Annotated in this window: 21 protein-coding genes; 10 read left to right on the top strand and 11 right to left on the bottom strand. The window is 40.6% G+C overall.

Features of this window, described 5'->3' with window-relative positions:
- Positions 1 to 53: 53 nt before the first annotated feature.
- The 3 genes from ACJVC5_RS07955 to ACJVC5_RS07945 are packed head-to-tail and all read right to left on the bottom strand — an operon-like array spanning position 54 to position 1,312.
- Complete coding sequence (locus tag ACJVC5_RS07955) at positions 54 to 632, bottom strand: DUF6624 domain-containing protein (RefSeq protein WP_408098839.1); 579 nt, start codon at positions 630 to 632, stop codon at positions 54 to 56.
- Between the two features lie 2 nt (positions 633 to 634).
- A complete protein-coding gene (locus ACJVC5_RS07950) occupies positions 635 to 1,069 on the bottom strand; it encodes a hypothetical protein (RefSeq protein ID WP_408098838.1) in 435 nt (144 codons plus the stop codon).
- 3 nt (positions 1,070 to 1,072) lie between these two features.
- Complete coding sequence (locus ACJVC5_RS07945) at positions 1,073 to 1,312, bottom strand: hypothetical protein (protein WP_408098837.1); 240 nt, start codon at positions 1,310 to 1,312, stop codon at positions 1,073 to 1,075.
- A 125-nt stretch (positions 1,313 to 1,437) separates the two neighbouring features.
- Here ACJVC5_RS07945 and ACJVC5_RS07940 point away from each other — a divergent pair, with 125 nt between their 5' ends.
- From ACJVC5_RS07940 to ACJVC5_RS07930, 3 genes are all read left to right on the top strand, one after another.
- The gene (locus ACJVC5_RS07940) at positions 1,438 to 1,845 is read left to right on the top strand and encodes a thiol-disulfide oxidoreductase DCC family protein (protein WP_408098836.1); all 408 of its coding nucleotides are present in this window, start codon (positions 1,438 to 1,440) and stop codon (positions 1,843 to 1,845) included.
- 195 nt (positions 1,846 to 2,040) lie between these two features.
- Positions 2,041 to 3,390 carry a hypothetical protein gene (locus ACJVC5_RS07935; protein WP_408098835.1) on the top strand — a complete coding sequence of 450 codons (1,350 nt, stop codon included), beginning with the start codon at positions 2,041 to 2,043 and terminating at the stop codon, positions 3,388 to 3,390.
- A gap of 16 nt (positions 3,391 to 3,406) precedes the next feature.
- A complete protein-coding gene (locus ACJVC5_RS07930) occupies positions 3,407 to 4,639 on the top strand; it encodes a hypothetical protein (RefSeq protein WP_408098834.1) in 1,233 nt (410 codons plus the stop codon).
- A gap of 150 nt (positions 4,640 to 4,789) precedes the next feature.
- Here the strand turns inward: ACJVC5_RS07930 and ACJVC5_RS07925 are convergent, their stop codons facing one another.
- The 5 genes from ACJVC5_RS07925 to ACJVC5_RS07905 all read right to left on the bottom strand — a co-directional run bounded on the left by ACJVC5_RS07925 (position 4,790) and on the right by ACJVC5_RS07905 (position 9,237).
- Positions 4,790 to 5,722, bottom strand: a complete 933-nt coding sequence (locus tag ACJVC5_RS07925; RefSeq protein ID WP_408098833.1) for an HTTM domain-containing protein — start codon at positions 5,720 to 5,722, stop codon at positions 4,790 to 4,792.
- Between the two features lie 2 nt (positions 5,723 to 5,724).
- Positions 5,725 to 6,252: a hypothetical protein gene (locus ACJVC5_RS07920; protein ID WP_408098832.1), complete on the bottom strand. Its 528-nt coding sequence runs from the start codon at positions 6,250 to 6,252 to the stop codon at positions 5,725 to 5,727.
- The gene (locus ACJVC5_RS07915; RefSeq protein WP_408098831.1) at positions 6,249 to 7,226 is read right to left on the bottom strand and encodes an HTTM domain-containing protein; all 978 of its coding nucleotides are present in this window, start codon (positions 7,224 to 7,226) and stop codon (positions 6,249 to 6,251) included. Before ACJVC5_RS07915 ends, ACJVC5_RS07920 begins: the two co-directional genes overlap by 4 nt.
- A complete protein-coding gene (locus ACJVC5_RS07910) occupies positions 7,226 to 7,759 on the bottom strand; it encodes a hypothetical protein (RefSeq protein ID WP_408098830.1) in 534 nt (177 codons plus the stop codon). Before ACJVC5_RS07910 ends, ACJVC5_RS07915 begins: the two co-directional genes overlap by 1 nt.
- A 206-nt stretch (positions 7,760 to 7,965) precedes the next feature.
- A complete protein-coding gene (locus tag ACJVC5_RS07905; protein ID WP_408098829.1) occupies positions 7,966 to 9,237 on the bottom strand; it encodes a hypothetical protein in 1,272 nt (423 codons plus the stop codon).
- Positions 9,238 to 9,658: 421 nt separating this feature from the next.
- Between ACJVC5_RS07905 and ACJVC5_RS07900 the strand changes: the two genes are divergently transcribed.
- Positions 9,659 to 10,369 carry a GAF domain-containing protein gene (locus ACJVC5_RS07900; RefSeq protein ID WP_408098828.1) on the top strand — a complete coding sequence of 237 codons (711 nt, stop codon included), beginning with the start codon at positions 9,659 to 9,661 and terminating at the stop codon, positions 10,367 to 10,369.
- Positions 10,370 to 10,392: 23 nt separating this feature from the next.
- Here ACJVC5_RS07900 and trpS read toward each other — a convergent pair whose 3' ends face one another.
- Positions 10,393 to 11,391 (bottom strand): tryptophan--tRNA ligase, encoded by a 999-nt coding sequence (gene trpS / locus ACJVC5_RS07895; protein ID WP_408098827.1) that lies wholly within the window; start codon positions 11,389 to 11,391, stop codon positions 10,393 to 10,395.
- Between the two features lie 74 nt (positions 11,392 to 11,465).
- A complete protein-coding gene (locus ACJVC5_RS07890; RefSeq protein ID WP_408098826.1) occupies positions 11,466 to 11,837 on the bottom strand; it encodes a hypothetical protein in 372 nt (123 codons plus the stop codon).
- A gap of 137 nt (positions 11,838 to 11,974) precedes the next feature.
- Between ACJVC5_RS07890 and ACJVC5_RS07885 the strand changes: the two genes are divergently transcribed.
- Complete coding sequence (locus tag ACJVC5_RS07885) at positions 11,975 to 12,865, top strand: pirin family protein (protein WP_408098825.1); 891 nt, start codon at positions 11,975 to 11,977, stop codon at positions 12,863 to 12,865.
- Here the strand turns inward: ACJVC5_RS07885 and ACJVC5_RS07880 are convergent.
- A complete protein-coding gene (locus tag ACJVC5_RS07880) occupies positions 12,862 to 13,257 on the bottom strand; it encodes a hypothetical protein (RefSeq protein WP_408098824.1) in 396 nt (131 codons plus the stop codon). The genes ACJVC5_RS07885 and ACJVC5_RS07880 overlap by 4 nt on opposite strands.
- Before the next feature lie 147 nt (positions 13,258 to 13,404).
- On the opposite strand from ACJVC5_RS07880, the gene ACJVC5_RS07875 reads away from it, so the two are divergent.
- From ACJVC5_RS07875 to ACJVC5_RS07855, 5 genes are all read left to right on the top strand, one after another.
- Positions 13,405 to 14,235: a CC0125/CC1285 family lipoprotein gene (locus ACJVC5_RS07875; RefSeq protein ID WP_408098823.1), complete on the top strand. Its 831-nt coding sequence runs from the start codon at positions 13,405 to 13,407 to the stop codon at positions 14,233 to 14,235.
- Between the two features lie 124 nt (positions 14,236 to 14,359).
- Positions 14,360 to 14,926: an alkyl hydroperoxide reductase subunit C gene (ahpC, locus tag ACJVC5_RS07870; protein ID WP_408098822.1), complete on the top strand. Its 567-nt coding sequence runs from the start codon at positions 14,360 to 14,362 to the stop codon at positions 14,924 to 14,926.
- A gap of 56 nt (positions 14,927 to 14,982) precedes the next feature.
- On the top strand, positions 14,983 to 16,536 hold the full coding sequence (gene ahpF / locus ACJVC5_RS07865; protein ID WP_408098821.1) for an alkyl hydroperoxide reductase subunit F: 1,554 nt from the start codon (positions 14,983 to 14,985) through the stop codon (positions 16,534 to 16,536).
- 229 nt (positions 16,537 to 16,765) lie between these two features.
- The gene (locus ACJVC5_RS07860; protein WP_408098820.1) at positions 16,766 to 17,890 is read left to right on the top strand and encodes a glycosyltransferase family 4 protein; all 1,125 of its coding nucleotides are present in this window, start codon (positions 16,766 to 16,768) and stop codon (positions 17,888 to 17,890) included.
- A gap of 400 nt (positions 17,891 to 18,290) precedes the next feature.
- Positions 18,291 to 20,333, top strand: coding sequence for a hypothetical protein (locus tag ACJVC5_RS07855; RefSeq protein ID WP_408098819.1), 2,043 nt, complete (start codon positions 18,291 to 18,293; stop codon positions 20,331 to 20,333).
- Positions 20,334 to 20,350: the final 17 nt, after the last annotated feature.

Genomic DNA, 20,350 nt, shown 5'->3' with positions numbered 1-20,350 from the left:
AGCGAGAGAATGTATGGAGGAGTAAAAAATACAGATGGCCTAACTGGCTGATTTTAAGGAATCCAGCCGACTCTACGCTGCCATTCTTTGAATTCGCGGAGCTTTTTCTCCGGATCTTTTGGAGGTCTTTCTTCACCTGCAGGAATCGGGACTCGAGATATTGGTGGCAACCCCAAAGACTTTCTCCTCTGATCCAGAAAAGCTGGATCAGCAATTGGTGTTCGCTTGAGTTCACCTGCAATCCAATCCAAATTTGTTCCGTAAAGTTGAGGACGGTCTTCAAAGAAAGCTATTCGATCATCAGTGTAGGCCAAAAGTTCTAAAAGGTAATCATGTTGAGCGGCCGCCAATCTCATTTGTGTCAGGCACTCTTTCATAAAGTCCGGCCAGGAGATCGCATGTTGAATAATAAGCCAGGAAAGTCTCACACCTTTCTCTCCGGCATTGCTCAAAACAGGAAATCCCATTTTCTCAATCATGCTCTGGAGTTTTTTAGCATTAGAGAGATGAATCTTTTCCATCTCAGGATGATAGGTGTCGCCCAATATGCCCTTCTGAAGAAGAACCTCTCTCATTGCATGATCCTGTTGAACCAAAAACGAAAGTTTTTCTTCCCAGACAGGATCTATCATAATCAAACTTTGACGGATGTTCGAAGATTACCAAGCATGGCACTTGCTTCAGTCATGCGCTTTAGTAAAGGTGCTACGTCTTCGCTTTTCTCACGCTGACCGGCCTTTAGGCTCTTTAAAATGTTTTCGAGAATCTTCACCAATTGAGAAAGTAGACTTTGCACAGTGAGAAGTTTACTGATTTCTGAGACCTGACTGGATTTATAACCTAGTTCCTTGCCTAAGCGACATAACTCGCCCATTTCATTTAATGAAAGAGTAAAAGCAGCGCCCATCACTCGATCGACCTGTTGGCCAAATTTTTCAAAGCAGCTGTTTTGAGATGGCTCGGTAAACTCGGCAAGAAAAGATTTTAAATTTTCAATGACTTCAGATGACTCTCTTATAAAGCTGTTCAAGAGATTTGGATCAATTTTTTCGCCGTCATCATTTAACATATTTTACCTGAATGAATTAAAGAGCATGAAATTTGAAAGTGGATTACGTTGCTCTCGGGGTTTGTCTTCGTTACTGATTCGATATTTACAAGAAAATGGAGTTTGCCCTCTTTTGAACAACTCCACAGAATGGTTATAGCAAAGACGCAGATAAATATGTCGACCACTGGTTTGATAAACCACATCAACATAGTCGGCCATTGCCATTTTTCCTTCATGTTCGCAAGCAACGCAATTCTTCATAGGCTTATTTTCGGATAACGCATGCTCAGTCTTGAGTGTGAAGCCAAGAGAAATAAGATAAATTAAGCTGGAACTCTCATAAAGAAAGCGATAATTGACTGAAGAACACGGTTTCCGGAGGCAAGATGGAACAGAATTCAAAAAACTCACAAGTCATTTTCTTCGATGGTGTTTGTGGCCTATGCAATGGCTTCGTTGATTTCGTTATTTCTGCCGATAAGAAAAATCATTTCCTCTTCTCGCCTCTTCAAAGTGATTACGCTCAGAAAGAACTTCCAGCTGAAATGACGAGAGATCTGACTTCAGTGGTCCTTCTCAAAAATGGTAGAACATTCCGAAAATCAGAGGCAGTTCTTGAAGTCCTAGGAGATCTTGGTGGCATCTGGAAGATTTCCGCTCTCGGAAAAATCCTTCCCGTTGTCCTCTCAAACAAGGTCTACGACATGGTCGCAGAGAATCGTTATCGTTTGTTCGGTAAAAAAGAAACTTGTCGTCTTCCAACTGCTGAAGAGCGCAAAAAATTTATCCTCTAACTAAAGTAATTCTTAAATTTAAATTTTTCGCTCTGAAACTAACGCAAAAGCTGCCCTTAAACTTCCCATGTGAAGTTAGCTGAATCAGATTTCAAATCATAATTCATTAAAGTCATCCTCACAAAACAAGAAAGTTCGTTCCTATTATGCAAACACTCAGGCATAAAGGGTCAAATTTTTTTGGGAGGGTTCCATATGAAAAAAATTGTCTTGTTACTCGCCTCAGTCCTGCTCTTAGTTACCAACGCAAATGCTTTCGACGTTAGGCTACTTGCCAATAACAAAGAAGCTAATTCGCGTCTGCTTTCGACCGATGATCTTTCTAACATTCAGCAATGGGTTCACCAGCACAGATTAGAAGAAGCAGAACTAAAAGTTCGCGCGCTTAAAGTTCTGGAAGAGACCATGAACGAAGAAGAGAAGATCGATACGACATGTGAGGTTGGTCTGGTTGCTCGCTTGACCAATAAAGCACGTTCACAAGATGTCCTTGGACCAGATGAAGAGCTTTATACTTTCTTGTTGTTCCTAAGAAAGAACAACATGATTGATGACATTTTTCTGAAGCTCCTCAAAGACTCAACCAACGTTCGACTTGACCTCATTAACAGAGTGAATGCTCGTCTTCCATTTGTCAGACCAAATGGAACCGGCATGGAGAATGGCCTTGACATCAAAAAACTTTATGAGCCATTCCAGACTTGGCCGGATGATATTAAGACTTGTACTCTTGATACCTATTTCAACATGGTGGTAAAGCTTACTTGGAAAACGGCCAAAGAACGTGATGCCAAAGTTCAAAAGCTGAACTACCACGCTTATCGCCAGGGTGTTATCAACCTCGCCATCTACAATAAGCTTGAATCATTAAGAAACCGAGGTGTTCTTGAATGGCCCCTTACTTTCAAGCGTTACGTTGACATTGTTAACAACGCCAAAGATAAGCTGACAAAGTCTGCAGAAACCAGCACGACACATACATTTTCTGAGAAGTATGTTTCTCGTAAAGAACGCCTAACTCAACGTGGTCGTCTCTTCAAGAACTTCAACAGTACTCAGATTATGATGCTTGCTCAAATTATTGAGAGAACGGCCAAGCGTATGGATGCCAAGCAAGTTTCTCTTAACTGGCAGTATACAGAAGATCCTCAGGGTGAAACTGAAGTCTATATCTTCTCGCCAATGGAACAATATCGTGCGGCAGTAAAAATGCTTCGTAAAGAAATGGGCGAAGTCATGAGATCAGAGGCCTTCAAAAATACAGGTCTTGAATATGATGACCTCATTGCTGCTGCATACGAAACAGGTTTCATTAAATCTGAGGAACTTGATTATGTTCTAAAGTTTGAAGACTTCTGGAATCCGCAAAATCCAAAGTGGAAGACCTATGCAAGCTTCGCTTTCTCTCTTGCAGGAACTGCCACATTCTATCTTCCACCTCCTTGGAACATTATCGGTGCAGTGGCCCTAGTTCTTACTCAGTCAAAAGTGATGAACGTTGGCAACCAACCTGACCCTGATGACAACTGGAACGTGATTATTTAATGAGGAGAAGAAACATATGAAAAATAAATTTATTATGGCCCTGGCCCTCCTGGTTTCAGGAGCTGCTTTGGCAGAAAACGGTCCGCAATTTACTGTACTTGTAAGAAGAGATGGTCGATCAACAAAACCATACTACACAAAGATGGAAATGCCTGATTTAGAAAGTAACAACTCTTTTGATGGTAAGTACTTCAAAATCGTAAAAAGCAAAGGGAAAGAGGCCGTTTCATTCGATGAAAAAGATGAAAAGCTTCTTCTTAAAGCCGCCAACGTTTATTATCACTTGAACAAGGCCCGTCAGTACTGGGTAGATCAAGTGAAGTCTGAGCATGCGGCCTCTTTGCCTAAAATCACGATCCGTCTTGAAATTTTTAACCAATTTGATGAGCTCGGACATTTTGCCAATGATAATCGCGCTCCTCAATACAACAACGCTCTTTCAGTACCGGCCGGTGAAACTCCATCATGGGTCCCTGCTGAAAAGCAAGACAAGTGGGAAAAGGAGATCTGGTTCAGACCAATGAAGTCTATTCCAGCAAAGGATCTGGCCCCTTCTGGACCAAATCCTCTAACCACTTCTTTAAATGCACTTGAACGTCCGTTAATTAATTACACGGCCAATTCTTTCAACCAGACTCTTATGGAACATATGTTCTATCCAACCTATGCTGCCCGTCCATTACATGAGGACGTGCTTCGTTTGGTAGGAACAATCGCCATGACAAAAGCAATCATCTACGCTTCAAAGTATGCTGATCCTCTTTTCATGGATAAGTATTACTATCTTGAGACAGCGATGATTCCGGAAATTGTTTATCATGAGTATTCCCATCTCGTGCTAAGCGATCACCTTCAAATGTCACACTCTACTCCAGTGAACGAAGGGATGGCCGATTACTTCGCAGCTGTTATGTCTGATAAGAGAAAAGTCTATGCCAAGGTCAAGGGTTACAGTAACTCGGCCCCTAAGGACACACAAAATAAACGTCCTTATAGCCACTGGGACGAATCGAACCGAGCGGCCACAGCAGATTTCACATTATCAGTTCTTTGGGACGTGAGAGAGACTTTAGGTGAAGAGATTGGTGATAAGGTGGTTTACGCAGCAAGGACTTTCTTAAAGACCGAAACTGCCACTGTAAGTGACTCCTTACTGAGATCAATCCTTAAGGCCTGTGATCTGAAGTGTGAAAGTCCTAGAAAAGATAAGTTAAAACTTTACGAAACATTCTCTAAGAAAGGTTTCTAATGATGAGGTCCCGCTTTCGAGCGGGACTTTTTTTGCTCTTTAATCAAACTTTTCTTGTCCCTAACCAACCCACCGAACGCTCATCAAAGAACACAATAAAGACAAATGGACGTGATTTTTGGACAAAAAAAAGTGGGGATAAACCCCACTCTAATTTTTGACCAACATTCGTTCAGGAAGCAATCGTTTAAACCGGGTGGTGAACCATTTGATCTCTCCAGGCTCCAGGAACAAAATATATCCCGCAATCATGACCCACTCAAAGAAACCGATACTCATGGAAACTTCGATGCCCAAATGAAGAAGAATTCCCGCCAATAAGACCCAAACTCTCAGTTCCTTGATCCAAACCAATGTTCCCATGGCAAATTCAATGAATAAGGCCGACCAGGTGGCAAACTTAACTAACGAAGGGAAATCAAAAATAAATGGAAGGACGATCCTCTGAAAATTGACCAGTCGGGAGGTGTAATAAACAGCCGTTCCATCTACCCAGTCGTATCCCTTCAATTTAAAAAGTGTCGTTGCAAAATAAACCAGAGAAAACTGCAATTGCATTAATCTCAGAGGCAGAATGAGAACGTCAGGCCTATAAGGCTCTCCTGCCCTTTCCCTTAAATAGGCATCGACGGAAAATTTGACCTGAGTAGGAGCAAAGATCATCAGAAACAGCAGACATCGCATAATAGTGTCACCGCTATTTAAAATGGCGTAATTTCGATTCTGGAGAGACACCATTAAAATAAAACAAACAATCGTCGAGATTCTGGTCTTGAAACCAATCATGACACCAATCGCAGACAGGATATAAGTAATTAAAACAAACCATCCCGAAAGCTCAGTCGGTGAAAGCCATTTAAAAATATTGATTCGAGTATCACCATAAAAAGAAAAAGAATCAAAGAGAGGCACCAGAGCATTATCACCCACACCATACCAAGCTTCGAAATCCTCAACTAAACTGATGCCATTTAAAAATAAAAAGAACCCAAACATGATTCTAAAAAAACACAATGCTGTCGCATCAGTTTGAACGTAAAAAAAACGGTTCCAACCGTCTGTAAATCCCTTTAGAGAAAACATACTTACCTCTCAACCTTTTGAGTCACTAAGATCTCATTCATTTCTTTTCTAGGAGTTTGGTAAATGGAAGGAATTGATTTATGAGAGAAAGGATGTACCTCGGCCCATTTACGGTTAATCTTTACACTTACGACTGGATTTTCTTTTGAATCATACTTCCAAACAAAATGGCGGATGGCCGGACCAAGCAGTCCTTTTTGCTTTGGATTTCTTAAATTGTCCTGAGCATACTTCATCCAGCGTGCTTTTCTAAATGGTGCGAGAATACCAGTTGTTTTTTCTTCCACATCATATTCTTTAACCTCGCCGTTCTTATAAGTCACTTCCACATAACTTTTAGAATCAAATTTAATTGGGTTCGGTGCAAACATTGACCAACTCGGCCAAATTCCCAAGACCATGGCAACTGACATCGTTTTTTGTTTTAAACGCGAATTAAGAGTGTTTGTTTCAGGAACACCAGTGAAGTAAATGATGGTCAAATAAAACACAATAACGACGTTTAAACAGTATCGAGTGAAACGTTTCATATCTGCCCTCTCAGAGTTCGAATCATTTTTTCTTTAACTGTTGTTGCAAGATTAGTTTCTTGAATCCCGTAGACTAGGGCCTCGGTCTTTCTCACTACAAAGGCCTTTAGCTCTTCCGGTCGATAGAAATTAATGAGAAGGGCCATCATATAGAACTCAAACCAGATGCCCATTACGTAAAGGAGAATCAAGTGGAAGAACAATCCAATAATGATGAGAGGTTTTCTTAATTTCCTATGCCAAATAAGAGTCCCTAAAGCGAACTCTATAAGAAGGGTCCCCCAAGTCATAAGCTTCAAACTTAGAACCGAATTAAAAATGAAAGGTAGGGAGAAATTTCCCAGACTTTCTACTCGAGTAGCGTAGTAGACTGCCGTACCATCAAGCCAAGTCTCACCTTTTAGTTTATGCCAAACGGTCCAAAGGTAGACGACGGATAGTTGAATTTGGATTAATCTCAGTGCCCACACCGGCCAGTCTCTCTTCTGTTTAAAGCGTGGAAAATATTTTCCTAAAATCGAATCCAATGATAGCGTATGCCCGCATGGTGAAAAGATCAGCAACAAGGTAATCGTTCGCATAAGCACTTCTGCTGAACTCAAATACCAGATTGTACGCTGGTGAAAACTTGTCATACAAAGCAATGCCACAACCAGTGAAGTTCTTGTAAAAAGTCCCATCATTGAAGTCACAAGTGACAAACCATAGACAATAAAAAGAGCATATGTAACTTCATAGCTTGGATTGAAAAGGTGAAAGAGATTCGCATGCATGAAAGGGAACTGATCTTTTACTGTTGAGAATGAGATCAGAGCATGGGGCCCGTAAAAATCATGGATGTTTTGAACATCAAAGAGATATTGAATAAAAATCAGCCCGATCCAAATGATTCGAAACAGGGCGATTCCTTCAGTGGGTTTTTCAGTAAAAAAGAATTTGTCATATGACCGTAGGGCCCGTCTAAGAATAAACATTACAGCACCTCATAGGTATAAAATTTGAAACTTTCGTAAGTTTGATTATTCGACAAATGAGGCAAAAACTTTTTTTCCAGACGAGGAGTAAGATACCAATGCTTTACAAGGTGAACTTTCATTGGAATTTTATGAAAGTTTTTCGCTTTAAGTTTTCGCAGAACGAATTTTGCTGTGTCCTTCCAAAGGAAGTCATGGTCATCTCTATAAAGAGAACTCGTCATGAGTTTATCGTAACGCTCACCATAAGCTACATTTTCAAACATACCAAGATCCTTGGCCCTCGGAAAGTCGTATGAATCCTTAGAACCGTCTTCAAACTCTACCTCCGCAGTAATAAAAAGATTTAACCTGGAGGGATCAGGAGCAAACATGGTCCAAGATTGATAAATGCTAAAAAAAGACAGATAAGAATCAATTGGTTCATAGACTTTTGAGACGACTTTATTCTCAAGAGGCATATGAACTCTCAGCATGATGAAGAAATTAAAAAGAATAAAAAAACTAATCAGAATTTTCTTAGTTATGTTCATGGGTATGCCTTAGTTAAAAAACCACCATTGAAAGATGGGCCAATCTAAAACAGATTTTTTGAAATTACTATTTCCCCTCTCATATCTTCAGAATGAGAAAAGGTAACTTTAGATTTGCTTAATGATCAAAAGGTAAACGTCAATTCTAGACGAAAAAAAAGGCACCTCTTTCGAGGTGCCCATTGGCCAATATTCTAGACGGAAGATTAACCGTTACGGCCGCGGCCGTTGTTGCCGTTGTTGCCGTTGTTGCCGTTGTTGCCGTTGTTGCCGTTGTTGCTGTTGTTACCATTGTTACCATTGTTACCGTTGTTGCCATTGTTGCTGTTGTTACCGTTGTTGCCATTGTTGCTGTTGTTACCGTTGTTGCCATTGTTGCTGTTGTTACCGTTGTTGCCGTTGTTGCTGTTGTTGCCGTTGTTGCTGTTGTTGCCGTTGTTGCCGTTGTTGCTGTTGTTACCGTTGTTGCCGTTGTTGCTGTTGTTACCGTTGTTACCGTTGTTGCCGTTGTTGCTGTTGTTGCCGTTGTTGCCATTGTTACCTGAACGGCCATTATCGCCATTGTTACCATTCTTGCCGTTGTCACCGTTGTGACCATTGTGTCCAGAACGGCCATTGTCTCCATTGTTACCATTCTTACCGTTGTCACCGTTGTGACCATTGTGTCCAGAACGTCCGTTATCACCGTTGTTACCATTTTTACCGTTGTTACCATTGTTGCCAGAACGGCCGTTCTTACCGTTGTTGCCATTGTTACCATTGTTACCGTTATCACCCGTTGTAGATGAAGCAGTAGATGTCGAAGTAGATGTTGTAGTTGAAGCATCTACAGAAACAGTTGTTGTATCAGCTGTCGTTGTTGTTGTGGTAGTCGTTGTTGAGTTATCCACAGTTGTTGTTGATGAAGTATCAGAATCATCTCCGTGGTGATCATCGTGACCATCGTGATCGTGGTGGTGCTTGATGATTAGATAAGTTACAACACCTACGATAATAAGACCTACAACGATCATCACTTTACGGTAGCTTCTTGAACCACCACCTGTGAAACCTACACCTTGAGAATAGTTCTTCTCCATGTAGTTCATAGCAACTTTAGAAGCTTCTTCTTCAGTAAGATTTTGCTTCTTCAAAGCATCCAATAGGCGATCGTAATCTTTCTTCGCCTTACCATCTAGGATGTTCTTCTGCATGTAGGCCAAGATGTCAGCTTCTTTTACGCCATCATCTTTTAGCTTAAGAAGGGCCTCTTGAAGTTCTTGTTGAGCATGCTCTTTGAAATAAGGATCACGTTGGTCCCATTCAACAGTCATGTCATAGCGGAACTTATCGAACGCTTCAGCTACTCTGCTATCAGCTGATTTAAAGTTCGCCTTGTAATCTGTAAGCGTACGAGCTTGTAGATTGTGAGGGATAGTTGTTGTTGCAAACAACGATCCTACAAGAAGAAGACTTACGTTCTTTTTAACAAATTTCATTTTTACCACCTTTTTTAGGTTAATAGTTACTGGCGGTGATGAAGTTACTTTGTTAAGAAAATTTTAGTCACACAAAGATTTCTTAAAGAGGTTTTTAACATTTCGAGAAAAAACGTTGGAAAAATAAAATGACAGCAGCATATTTGCTTAAACTTGCATTAGAACTGACCACGCTCTTTGTAGAATCTGAAACTTAACGTGCTTGTTAAATGATTAAGAGACGCGAAAACATACTGGGCCAACGCTTACCCACCCTTAAGAATAATTTTTCCTGAAGGGCACTACGTTGAACAAATGTTTAATTTTATTGCGAAAAAAGTAAAACTATCAACAATAAGGGTCATATCCCCTCGACAACTGGTTGGAGTAAAAATCCAAAGCCCCACTCAAGAACTTCTTTCAGAATGTCGAAAAATACTTCATGAGTACGGCAAAGAATTTATCTCCCACAAACTCACACCATTCCGAGATTACAAATCTTCTGGATTCGTTAGAATTTGATCAGGGGGATGTTGAAAAGTTCTTCCAAACCCTGACCGCTTCATTAACTGATTTCTTTCAAGTGGATCGGGCATCTATTTGGTTATTCAACGATGATCAGTCCGCCATCATTTGCAAAAGTCAATTCGATAGAACAACAGGGACACATACTTCTGGTAAAACATTGGGAGTAAACGATTATGTGGTCTACTTTAAATCACTTAATGCAAAACCAAATCTAACGGCCACAAGCATCCATCACATTCTAGATGTGCCTCTTAGTTCAAACGAATATACGATTGGAGTTTTATGCTTGGAGCAAGTCGAAAATAAAAAGCCCTGGCGTCAGTCAGACAAAAATCTTTTAAAGATTGCATCACACAGCGTTTCGAAGACGCTTTACTCAAAAGAAAAGATTAAACATCTAGAGACTCTTCTTGAAGAAGAAAGAACGCAGGACCATCATCCAAGACAAGTGGCACATGAAATTAATAATCCACTCACAATCATTCTCGGGAATGCTTATCTTTTGAATTCTTTGGCAGAAGAACACTCTGAAGACATCGAGCTACAAAAAACTGCCATTCGAAAAATCGTCGATGCGGCCCATCGTATTGATAATATCATTCGCGGAATTAAATCTACGAAATAAAGTCCTTCACAAAACCAAAAGTGTCATCGACGAGGAAGAATACCTACAGTTTTGTAGACGTTATCCAAAGTCACGCGAGCACGAGCGGCCGCTCTATCAGCACCCTCTTTCATGAGTTGATCTAAATAATCTTTGTTCTTCATCAGATCATCATACTTCTCACGAACTGGTTTAAGAGTAGAAACAACCAAGTCAGCGAGATCAACTTTAAGGTGACCGTACATCTTCCCTTCATAATCTTTTTCAATCTGTTCTGTGGTTTTGCCACTGAGAACTGAATAGATCGTCATAAGGTTAGAAAGACCGGCCTTGTTTTCTGGATCGAACTTTATTTCAGTTCCAGAATCCGTTGTAGCACCTTTGATCTTTTTTTCGATTTTTTTGAAGTCATCAATGATCGAAACAAAGTTCTTATCGTTGTCATCCGACTTAGACATTTTCTTCTCAGGGTCCTGAAGGGCCATGATTCTTGCACCCATCTTACCAACGTAAGCATCAGGCATTTTGAAAACACCTTCGCCATAACGATTCTGCCAGAAGCCCACGATGTCACGAGTAAGCTCTAGGTGTTGTCTTTGATCTTCACCCACCGGAACGAGGTCAGCTTGATAAAGAAGAATATCTGCGGCCATAAGAACCGGATATGTATAAAGACCAGCGTTGATGTTCTTAGGATGTTTCTCAGACTTGTCCTTGAACTGAGTCATACGATTCAGATATCCCATTGGAGTGAGACAAGTAAGAATCCATGAAAGCTCAGTGTGCTCGTGAACCTGAGATTGTACGAAAATAATATTTTTCTTTGGATCAAGACCAAGTGCCAGGTACTGAGCAAAGAAACTAAATGTTCTCTCTTCAAGAACTTTTGGATCTTGATAAACCGTCAATGCGTGAAGGTTGGCAAGGAAGTAGAGACAATCATAATCATCTTGAAGCTTGGTCCAGTTATTGATCGCTCCAATATAATTTCCTAGAGTAAGATCACCTGTTACTGTACTGCCGCTTAAGATTGTTTTTTTCATGCGATGAGTATACTGACTTCGCAATTATTGGTGAAGCCTAAAACTGCAGAGTTTCTGAATTACAATGCTTTACGTTAGCCTAAAAGTCCTTTGAGTTTGCCCATTTGAAGACAGATATGCGGGTCTTTCTCCAGGGCCTCAGTCAGACGGGTATCAAAATCTGAGCTCCCCTTTTCCAAAGGAAAAAACAGATTCTTTAAATCGCCTCGGATTTTGGTAAAGATTTGAGGGTCTTTATCCTTGGCCTCATTCAGCTCATCCATTTCCACAATGATCTCGGAAATCTTACGAAGCCAAACGAAGTTTTCATCATTTAGAGATAAATGCCATAAATCATAGGGTCCTAAATGTTTCTCAAGTTTAACCTCCATAATCCTTCCCTGATACTGAAGAAGAGTCTTATGCAGTTCTAAAAGTTGTTGGTGTAGTTTGCCGAATGATTCCATAGTTTACCTCCAACCTATAATCCCGAATTTTTCACTCTTTTGAAAGGCTCGTTACGTAAAAATCCGTCTTAGTCAGTTGCTATTTTAGTTTCATCCTGAAAGGGGTAAGATGAGGTGTTTATCAAAGGAGCCCACCAATGAAAAAGCTACTTTTTTCTCAACGAAATAATGAACGTCACTGGGTCGGTGATGGGTTTCCTGTCAGATCCATTTTTAGCTATCACAATATTGCCAAAGACATTTCACCATTTCTTCTCATGGACTACGCTGGGCCTGCCAATTTTAGTCCTTCGGATAAGAAACGTGGTGTTGGTTCTCATCCCCATCGTGGTTTTGAAACAGTAACTATTGTCTACTCTGGTGAAGTCGAGCATCGAGACTCAGCGGGAGGTGGTGGAATTATTCAAGACGGAGATGTGCAATGGATGACGGCCGCTTCGGGACTTGTTCATGAAGAATTTCATGGTCCAGTTTATTCAAAACAAGGCGGACCATTTGAGATGGTTCAACTTTGGGTCAATCTTCCTAAGAAAGATAAAATGACGAAGCCTCGCTATCAAGGAATTAAGAATGAGGACATTCCAAAACTCGATTTACCAGACGGTGCAGGCTCCATCAGAGTCATTGCAGGAAGATATGAAAGTGCTCAAGGGCCGGCCATTACTTTTACTCCCATTAATCTTTGGGACCTCAAATTAAATGCAGGTAAAAGTTCTACTTATACAGTGCCCGCCGGCCACACTGCGGCCATCTTTGTTTTAAGCGGTGAAGTCCAAGTTGAAAGTGGAGAAACTATTAAGGAAGCAGAGCTTGGAGTCCTTGATCCTGAGAATGCTACCTTCACCATTAAAGCTCTCGCCGATAGTAAAGTTCTCTTCATGGGTGGAGAGCCTATTCGTGAGCCAGTTGTTGGTTATGGTCCATTCGTCATGAACTCTGAAGCGGACATCCATCAGGCCTTTATGGATTTCCAGCAAGGTAAAATGGGTACCATTGGAGATATTGAAGGTTCGGATCACGGCCATTAATACGATTCAATTCGCTTATACTGATCATTGCTAAAGCCAGGAGGTAACTTCTGGAGGTATCCAGGAGGAAGATCGAATTCTTCCTTCTCTTGTTCTTCAGCAACGGGTGCTTCTGGCGCAGCTGGTGTTATATTGAAGACTGCATTATCAGGGAAGATTTGAGGAGGAGCTTCCTGTTGTTCGACCTCCTCTTGCTCTTGAGGAGCAGGAGCTGGACATACACACTCCACTTGAATTTTGTCCTGCTGCTGTTGTGGACGACGTTGGGTATCACTTGTTTGTTCTACGGCCGGCCTTTCTTGTTCTTCTTGATTATTGTCATCACTTCTCTGCTCTTGGGCAAAACTTAAAGTTAATTTAAACAATAACAAAAGGAAGATTAGGGCCTTCATGACATCTATTGTAAATAATCACGCAAACCTCCATGAACTTAAACTTGTCCTAAGAATAGAAAAGTAGATCACTATCGCCATGCTACTTTACTGAAATTTGATTTTGCGAAAGTCTACAGAAGCAGTTCTCTAGCAAAGGATTCTTGCATGAAATCAATCGCCTATTTGTCTTTTCTTGCTCTTCTAGGTTGCGCCTCAGAACCGGTCACCTACAAAGAGAGCACTGGAAAATCTGGTTATTCAGACAAAATGATTGATCAAAATCTAAGAGTGTCATCTTTCCAGGGAAACTCGTCGACGAAGAAAGAGAAGGCCCAACTATATGCTAAGTTTCATGCGATTGAATTATGTAAAGAAATGAATAGTCCCTACACTCATATTCTCACAATTAGAGACACTACATTCGATAAAGAGGTCACTCAAACCAATACCTATGCACCAACTTATTACTATGGGGTCTCTCCCTATTATGGAAGATATGGTGCCTATGGTGCGGGCGTCAGTATGTATGGGGCATATGGGCCCATGAACACGCAGACAACCACAGATGTAAAAACGATTCCGCAATTTGATGTTTATTTTGAATGCGTGAATAAAGCACAAGATGCACGGATGTCTTTTAAAGGACTATCAGCGGCCGACATGAAAAATCTCATGAAAGATGTTAAAGGCGGAGTTCAAATTGAAGAGATTCTTCCGGACTCCCCTAATAAGAAAACACTTCAGGTAGGAGACATCATCATCAAAGGAAATGGAACTCGTGTTGAAAAAGTGGTTGAACTTTATCAATCTCATCGAAATTCAAATGCCGAAAAGTTTGTGATTGAGTTTTTTAGAGATGGAAAACGAAAGACTGCTGAAGTTAAGTTTCTCGATGTAACAGAGATGGTTGGTTCTGCACAAGAAGAGATCATCAAAGAGGCATGCAAAGATGATAGCATTAAGGGGACCGCGGCACTCTGTAAAAAAGACAAATAAATTCGACAAGTTAGTCGCATCATAGGTTTTGTCTATCACCTCATAAAAATCAAATATTGGATGAAAAATCTGATTTGTACGAAGATCAGTCCTGTGAACATATCCAAAAAACAGGAGGATCTACATGAACACAATTATCAATACAAAAGTCCCGGAATTTAAAGCACAAGTATATCACAAAAACGAATTCAGAACTGTTACTAATAAGGACATCGAAGGCAAATGGGCCGTGTTCTTTTTCTATCCCGCTGACTTCACATTTGTGTGTCCAACTGAACTTGTGGACGTTGCCGAGAAATATGAAGAGTTCAAAAAGATGGGTGTCGAAGTTTACTCAGTAAGTACTGATACACACTTTACGCACAAAGCTTGGCACGACACTTCTGATTCAATTAAGAAGATCAACTACCCTATGTTAGCTGATCCAACTGGTGCCCTATCTCGCGCCTTCGGTGTTTATATCGAAGAAGAAGGTCTCGCCTACCGCGGAACATTCCTAGTGGATCCAGATGGAAAAATCAAACTAGCAGAAATTCAAGATAACGGAATTGGCCGTAACGCTGACGAGCTTCTTCGTAAGGTACAAGCGGCACAATTCATTCGTAATCATCCAAACGAAGTATGTCCTGCTAAGTGGAAGCCAGGTGCAGAAACTTTAAAACCAGGTCTAGACCTCGTTGGTAAAATCTAAGTTAAAAGATGAAAGAACGAGGCCCCGAACGGGGCCTCACTTTTAAAAGGTTTGTTATGTTAGACAGTAATATTTTAGAACAACTAAAGAACGTTTATAAGGCGCTTGAGAATGAAGTGACACTTACTTACGCTCAATCAAGTCATGAGAAGCAAAAAGATCTGCTCGACCTGATTAAGTCGTTAGCTTCAACATCTGACAAGATCCTCGTAAAGGAATCTTCTGAGAATTCTGAAGTACCAAAGCTAACTTTGGGTCATGGTGGTCGAGAGACTGGCATTACTTTTTTAGGTGTTCCTGGTGGACATGAGTTTACTTCCCTGGTTCTCGCAATTTTAAACGCTGACGGAAAAGGCAAATTACCTGATGATTCCATCCTACATCGAGTAAAACGTCTTAAAGGCAGTGTGGATATTCGCACTTATATTTCTTTAAGTTGCGAAAATTGTCCTGAAGTCGTTCAGGCCTTGAACATCATGGCCCTTCACAAACCTGATTTCAAACACACCATGATTGATGGTGGCCTTGTTCAAGATGAAGTTCAAAGACTTGGTATCCAAGGGGTTCCAAGTGTCATGGTTGGCGATAAGCTCGTGAGTTCCGGAAAAATCGGTCTTGTGGATCTTATTACTAAACTAGAAAAAGAACTTGGTATTGATGAATCAGTTTCAAGCGATCCAAACTCACTTGATCTTGGTGAGTTTGATGTGGTGGTTGTAGGAGCCGGTCCGGCCGGCGCTTCATCGGCAATCTATTCAGCACGTAAAGGTCTTAGAACAGCGATCATCGCTGAGAGGATTGGTGGTCAGGTTCAAGACACTAAGGGAATTGAAAACCTTATTGGGATTAAATATACCGAAGGTCCACAACTCGCGGCCCAGCTCATGGCCCATATCTCGGATTATGATATTAAGATTCTTGAACACCGTCGCGTAAAGACTGTTGGTGAAGGTTCCAATAAGCGAATCGAACTTGAAAGTGGCGAGTTTCTTCATACTAAGTCACTAATCGTAGCAACTGGTGCGAAATGGAGAGAGCTAAATATTCCAGGAGAGAAGGAATACTTAGGTCGGGGTGTGGCCTTCTGTCCTCACTGTGATGGCCCTTACTTTAAAGGTAAAGACATCGCGGTAGTTGGTGGTGGTAACTCAGGTATTGAAGCGGCCATTGACCTCGCAGGCATCGTGAAATCTGTGACAGTCTTCGAGTTCATGCCAACACTCAAGGCGGATAAAGTTCTGGTTGATAAATTAGAATCTCTGCCGAATGTGAAAGTCATCAAAAACGCTCGTACGAATCGTGTGATTGGTGATAATGGCAAAGTAACTGCTCTTGAGTATGAAGATCGCGCTACAGGCGAATTGAAAGCATTAGAGCTTGATGGTGTGTTCGTTCAGATCGGTCTTGTACCAAACAGTTCATTTATAAAAGACGTGGTTGAAATGAATAAGTTTGGTGAAATCCTCGTGGATGACAAATGCCGAACTAACGTTCCAGGTATTTACGCGGCCGGTGACGTAACTGATGTGCCTTATAAGCAGATTATTATCGCTATGGGCGAAGGTGCGAAGGCCGGCTTGGCGTCGTTTGAAGATATCATGCTAAAATAGAAAAGCACCTTCGGGTGCTTTTCTATTATAATGCGACTCAAAAAGAATGAAGCACCCGACAATTCGTCAGACCTTTCTACACATCTTTATTCATTCATAAGAACGCTCAGTCTTCTTTGACAATCAAAGCTTCAATCTCTAAAAGTCATGTGCCCTAACCAAAGTCCTATACAAATAGTCTTTTGAATATTTTGAATAAAATTTTATTCGTATTTTATTAGGAAATTTCATGAAGAAAATTTTGATATCTGCACTTCAATTGCATAAAAACTCCGGCTCTGCACTTACAGTCTTCGAGCACATCAAGTACTTTAAAAGTCTTGGTATGGAAGTTCATGTTGCCTCTATGACAATGAACAAAAGTCAGCTCATGGAAATGGGAGCTCATCCCCACAAATTGCTTCCATGGCTTAAAAGCACCGGATTAATTCGCCGCCGTTGGTACAACTATCAATTTCAGCGACTCAAACGTTCTCTAAGGCCAGATCTTACTATTGGTCACGGAGATATCAATGAACAAGATGTGCTTACACTTCACAACAGTGTTTTTTTAGCAAGCGAGCTAATTAATAAAAAACCTTTAAATCCAGATAGTGAAATGGCGATAATCCATGGCGAGATATTACGTAATAAGAAGTTTAAATATATTATTGCAAATTCTCAGTTGATGAAAAAAGATTTAATGAAAAGGTTTGGTCTTCAAGACAGTCAAATTAAAGTTGTATATCCTGGTCTGAATAAAAATATTTTCTTTAAACAATCCGCGGAACAAAGATCCATTCTACGTAGAACTTTTAAATTTCCAGATAAAGTTATTGTGGCGCTTGTGACTTCCGGAAATTTTAAAAAAAGAGGCCTGGATAGGTTTGTAGAGACCATCAACTGCCTTCCCGCATCTATAAGAGAAAAGGCCGATTTTAGAATTGTTGGGAAAGATGATATTGGCATCAACTTAGGTTCCGTAATTACCCATGATCAAACTATCAGTAATATTCAAGATTACTACAATGCCATTGATATATTTGTACTACCTGCTTACATTGAGGAGTTTGGAAGAGTTGTATTAGAGGCCATGGGTTGTGGTTTACCAGTCATTACAACCTCCGAAGTTGGAGCAAGTGAAATTATAGAGGGCGAAAGTAGAAGATTTATTTTAAAACCATATTCTAGTTCTTCTTTTAGCAATTCATTGCAAGAACTTATCTCGTCCCCAGAATTGAGAGAAAAAATTGGAGCTTTAAATCGTCAGACAGCGATTAATTCATCTAATGGTCTCCAGTCTAAGTTATACGAAACCTTTCGAGATTTTCTTGGTAATCAAAGTAAAGAAGTTCGTTCTTTAAAAGTAAGTTAAAGAGCTAATCACCATTACAATAGGTGAAGGTTGCGAAAGCAGAACTTACCTAACTTGATAATCTGATGATTAAATTGATTTGATTAAGGCCATACTTTAAGACCCCTGTTTTTGTTTTCTCAGATATGAGAGTCAACGAAGTTTATATAATTCGCTCAAGACCTTTAGATATAAACGCTTTTAGTTACTCGCAAGAATATTCCAAACTACTTGTTTTTTTATCAATTCCATCAAAACGCCTCTTAGAAGTGGCAATCCAACTAATCCGCTAAATTGAACAAACGTTTCAATGAATGTTCTAACCCGTTAGTAAAACTTCAATTGAAGAATAGCTCTCAACTCACAATTTGTCTTTGACGATAATTTGTCGGCGAGCAACTTCTAACGGGGACAAACCAAAATGAAAAAGCAGTACGTAAATTCGGTTATCCTAGGCACGACTCTATTACAACTCATAGGTTGTAGCGGCCAGGTGTCATCAGGAAAAATAAGTTCAGGAAACATTATTAGTGGTGTGGCCGCAACCGGTGCACCTATTTCAGGTGGATTAGTAAGAATTAAAGGTTCGAACGGTCAGATTGTAGAAGACACAACTTCATCAAGTGGTACCTATTCGGCAAATATCTCTGCCCTTCAAGAACCATACCTTGTTCAAGTCATTGCACCATCCGGAGAAAAATACATTTCAGTGGCAAGTCAAAGTGCCCTGGCCGAAGGAAAGAAAGTAAACGTTACACCATTAACCCACTCTATCGTGGCAAACGTTTTTGGAAATGCTGATGGAGATGCAATCTTTTCAAACTTTCAAAACGAGGCCTCTGAATATAGCGATCAAAAGCTAGAAGATGAGAAAACAGAATTAGTTCAAAAATTCATCGATGCTGGATTATTAGGTGATGGCAAGATCGCAGCTGGTAACATCGATCTTCTTAATGGAGATTTTGTTGCAGGATCTGGCCAAGGAATCGATGGTCTCCTCGACGTAATATCTGTAAACCCCGATGCGTCCGCCGGAATTGAAATTTCTCTCAAAGGAAGTAACACACCTATCATCACAGATGTGGTGACAGGTGCATCAGATCCGATTGTTGTAGCGATCACTCCAACAGAGTTAACCACGGCGAAGGAACAGCTTTCAGTGCTGGATCAAATCCGTGCACGAATGAACTCGCTCGCAGCTCTTCATTCAAGTTTTGTTTCTTGTAATGGTGCTCCAGTAGATAATGGTGGCGCATGTGATGTGGACACTTTATATGCGGCCTTTGCCCCTTATTTTCATGCCAATTATCAAGAAAATGGAAATAGCGGTGATGCCGGAGTTTGGAGCTGGTTTTGCCGAGATCTAGATGACCACGATGAAGCGGAATCAAGATCTGAATGTCTTGACCCTGCATTCAAAGGAGCCATTAAGTTCGAAAATGTGTCATTGAAAGACATCACACTGATCAAATACGATGAAATCAACAAAGTTGCATTAATTAGTTTCAACTTCTATCTCAATGGTGTGTTGAAAGGCTCAGAAGACATGACACTGAAATATGATAACATCGAATTAAAATACGATCTTCTAGGAAATAGAAGAACATTTGATTATTGGATTGAAACAGAGGCGCTCTACAATACTGCCTATAATAAAACCTCTAATACAGGCGTAGATTCATACTCGATGAATTTAAACTTTTATATGGATGATGATAAGGCCCATAACTTTACAGGCAATGAATCACTCACCCTAACCGCCGCAAGTGGACACCAGATTTTTCCAGGTAATTCATCTTCGATGACAGTTTATCTGGTAAAAGGACCAATGTATGACAGCAATGGTCAGTGTACTTCAGGGGTGACTTTCTCAACGACTCAAACACCGTATCGTTTATTTAATCCGAACACCGGTGCAGAGACATTTATGTCATACGAAGAAGCCTGCCCAAATAATGGTGATCCTTGTAACAATGGCTGCGGAATGAGTTACTATGATCACGACCGAGCAAGAAAAACATCGCTTACTGACGCACAAATCATGCGTATGGATAAAATAGAACGCATCACAATGGTTGGTGGGTCAGTTAATGACGAGTTTGTGATTAAAAAGCCCCTTATCATTAATGCCTACAATGCACCAACATACATTCCAACTTTTGGAATGACGGCCGCAAATTTTTGCGAGGAAGTGAACTTCACTACCCAGCTAAATCTTAAAGTGGAATCAGGACTACTTAACTACGTGGGGCTGAGCCATAGCTACAGTCTGGACAATGTGTGGGCAAATGAGAACGAAAATGAAGATTTCTGGGACCAAAACCTTTCTTCAAAATTGTACTCTCCTAGCTTTTCAGCATCTCCTGGCGCGACTATACATTACAGCTATCTTCATATCTCATCTAGAGATGAATTTGATCGACAGTTTGTTAGACGTGTTATCTGCAGTGAAAACCAACAATAACCTTGAGAGGGGCCTTC

Source organism: Peredibacter sp. HCB2-198 (assembly GCF_045999315.1).
Taxonomy (GTDB): Bacteria; Bdellovibrionota; Bacteriovoracia; order Bacteriovoracales; family Bacteriovoracaceae; genus Peredibacter.
This window is presented reverse-complemented; position numbering and strand designations above follow the sequence as displayed.

Excerpts from the sequence above, each read along its gene's own strand:
- ACJVC5_RS07925 (WP_408098833.1), bottom strand. The coding sequence starts at position 5,722 with ATGTTTTCTCTAAAGGGATTTACAGACGGTTGGAACCGTTTTTTTTAC.
- ACJVC5_RS07915 (WP_408098831.1), bottom strand. The coding sequence starts at position 7,226 with ATGTTTATTCTTAGACGGGCCCTACGGTCATATGACAAATTCTTTTTT.
- ACJVC5_RS07875 (WP_408098823.1), top strand. The coding sequence starts at position 13,405 with ATGAAATCAATCGCCTATTTGTCTTTTCTTGCTCTTCTAGGTTGCGCC.
- ACJVC5_RS07855 (WP_408098819.1), top strand. The coding sequence starts at position 18,291 with ATGAAAAAGCAGTACGTAAATTCGGTTATCCTAGGCACGACTCTATTA.
- ACJVC5_RS07940 (WP_408098836.1), top strand. The coding sequence starts at position 1,438 with ATGGAACAGAATTCAAAAAACTCACAAGTCATTTTCTTCGATGGTGTT.
- ACJVC5_RS07955 (WP_408098839.1), bottom strand. The coding sequence starts at position 632 with ATGATAGATCCTGTCTGGGAAGAAAAACTTTCGTTTTTGGTTCAACAG.
- ACJVC5_RS07900 (WP_408098828.1), top strand. The coding sequence starts at position 9,659 with ATGAGTACGGCAAAGAATTTATCTCCCACAAACTCACACCATTCCGAG.
- ACJVC5_RS07920 (WP_408098832.1), bottom strand. The coding sequence starts at position 6,252 with ATGAAACGTTTCACTCGATACTGTTTAAACGTCGTTATTGTGTTTTAT.
- ACJVC5_RS07930 (WP_408098834.1), top strand. The coding sequence starts at position 3,407 with ATGAAAAATAAATTTATTATGGCCCTGGCCCTCCTGGTTTCAGGAGCT.
- ACJVC5_RS07950 (WP_408098838.1), bottom strand. The coding sequence starts at position 1,069 with ATGTTAAATGATGACGGCGAAAAAATTGATCCAAATCTCTTGAACAGC.
- ACJVC5_RS07880 (WP_408098824.1), bottom strand. The coding sequence starts at position 13,257 with ATGAAGGCCCTAATCTTCCTTTTGTTATTGTTTAAATTAACTTTAAGT.
- ACJVC5_RS07945 (WP_408098837.1), bottom strand. The coding sequence starts at position 1,312 with ATGAAGAATTGCGTTGCTTGCGAACATGAAGGAAAAATGGCAATGGCC.
- ahpC (WP_408098822.1), top strand. The coding sequence starts at position 14,360 with ATGAACACAATTATCAATACAAAAGTCCCGGAATTTAAAGCACAAGTA.
- ACJVC5_RS07905 (WP_408098829.1), bottom strand. The coding sequence starts at position 9,237 with ATGAAATTTGTTAAAAAGAACGTAAGTCTTCTTCTTGTAGGATCGTTG.
- ACJVC5_RS07885 (WP_408098825.1), top strand. The coding sequence starts at position 11,975 with ATGAAAAAGCTACTTTTTTCTCAACGAAATAATGAACGTCACTGGGTC.
- ahpF (WP_408098821.1), top strand. The coding sequence starts at position 14,983 with ATGTTAGACAGTAATATTTTAGAACAACTAAAGAACGTTTATAAGGCG.
- trpS (WP_408098827.1), bottom strand. The coding sequence starts at position 11,391 with ATGAAAAAAACAATCTTAAGCGGCAGTACAGTAACAGGTGATCTTACT.
- ACJVC5_RS07910 (WP_408098830.1), bottom strand. The coding sequence starts at position 7,759 with ATGAACATAACTAAGAAAATTCTGATTAGTTTTTTTATTCTTTTTAAT.
- ACJVC5_RS07890 (WP_408098826.1), bottom strand. The coding sequence starts at position 11,837 with ATGGAATCATTCGGCAAACTACACCAACAACTTTTAGAACTGCATAAG.
- ACJVC5_RS07935 (WP_408098835.1), top strand. The coding sequence starts at position 2,041 with ATGAAAAAAATTGTCTTGTTACTCGCCTCAGTCCTGCTCTTAGTTACC.
- ACJVC5_RS07860 (WP_408098820.1), top strand. The coding sequence starts at position 16,766 with ATGAAGAAAATTTTGATATCTGCACTTCAATTGCATAAAAACTCCGGC.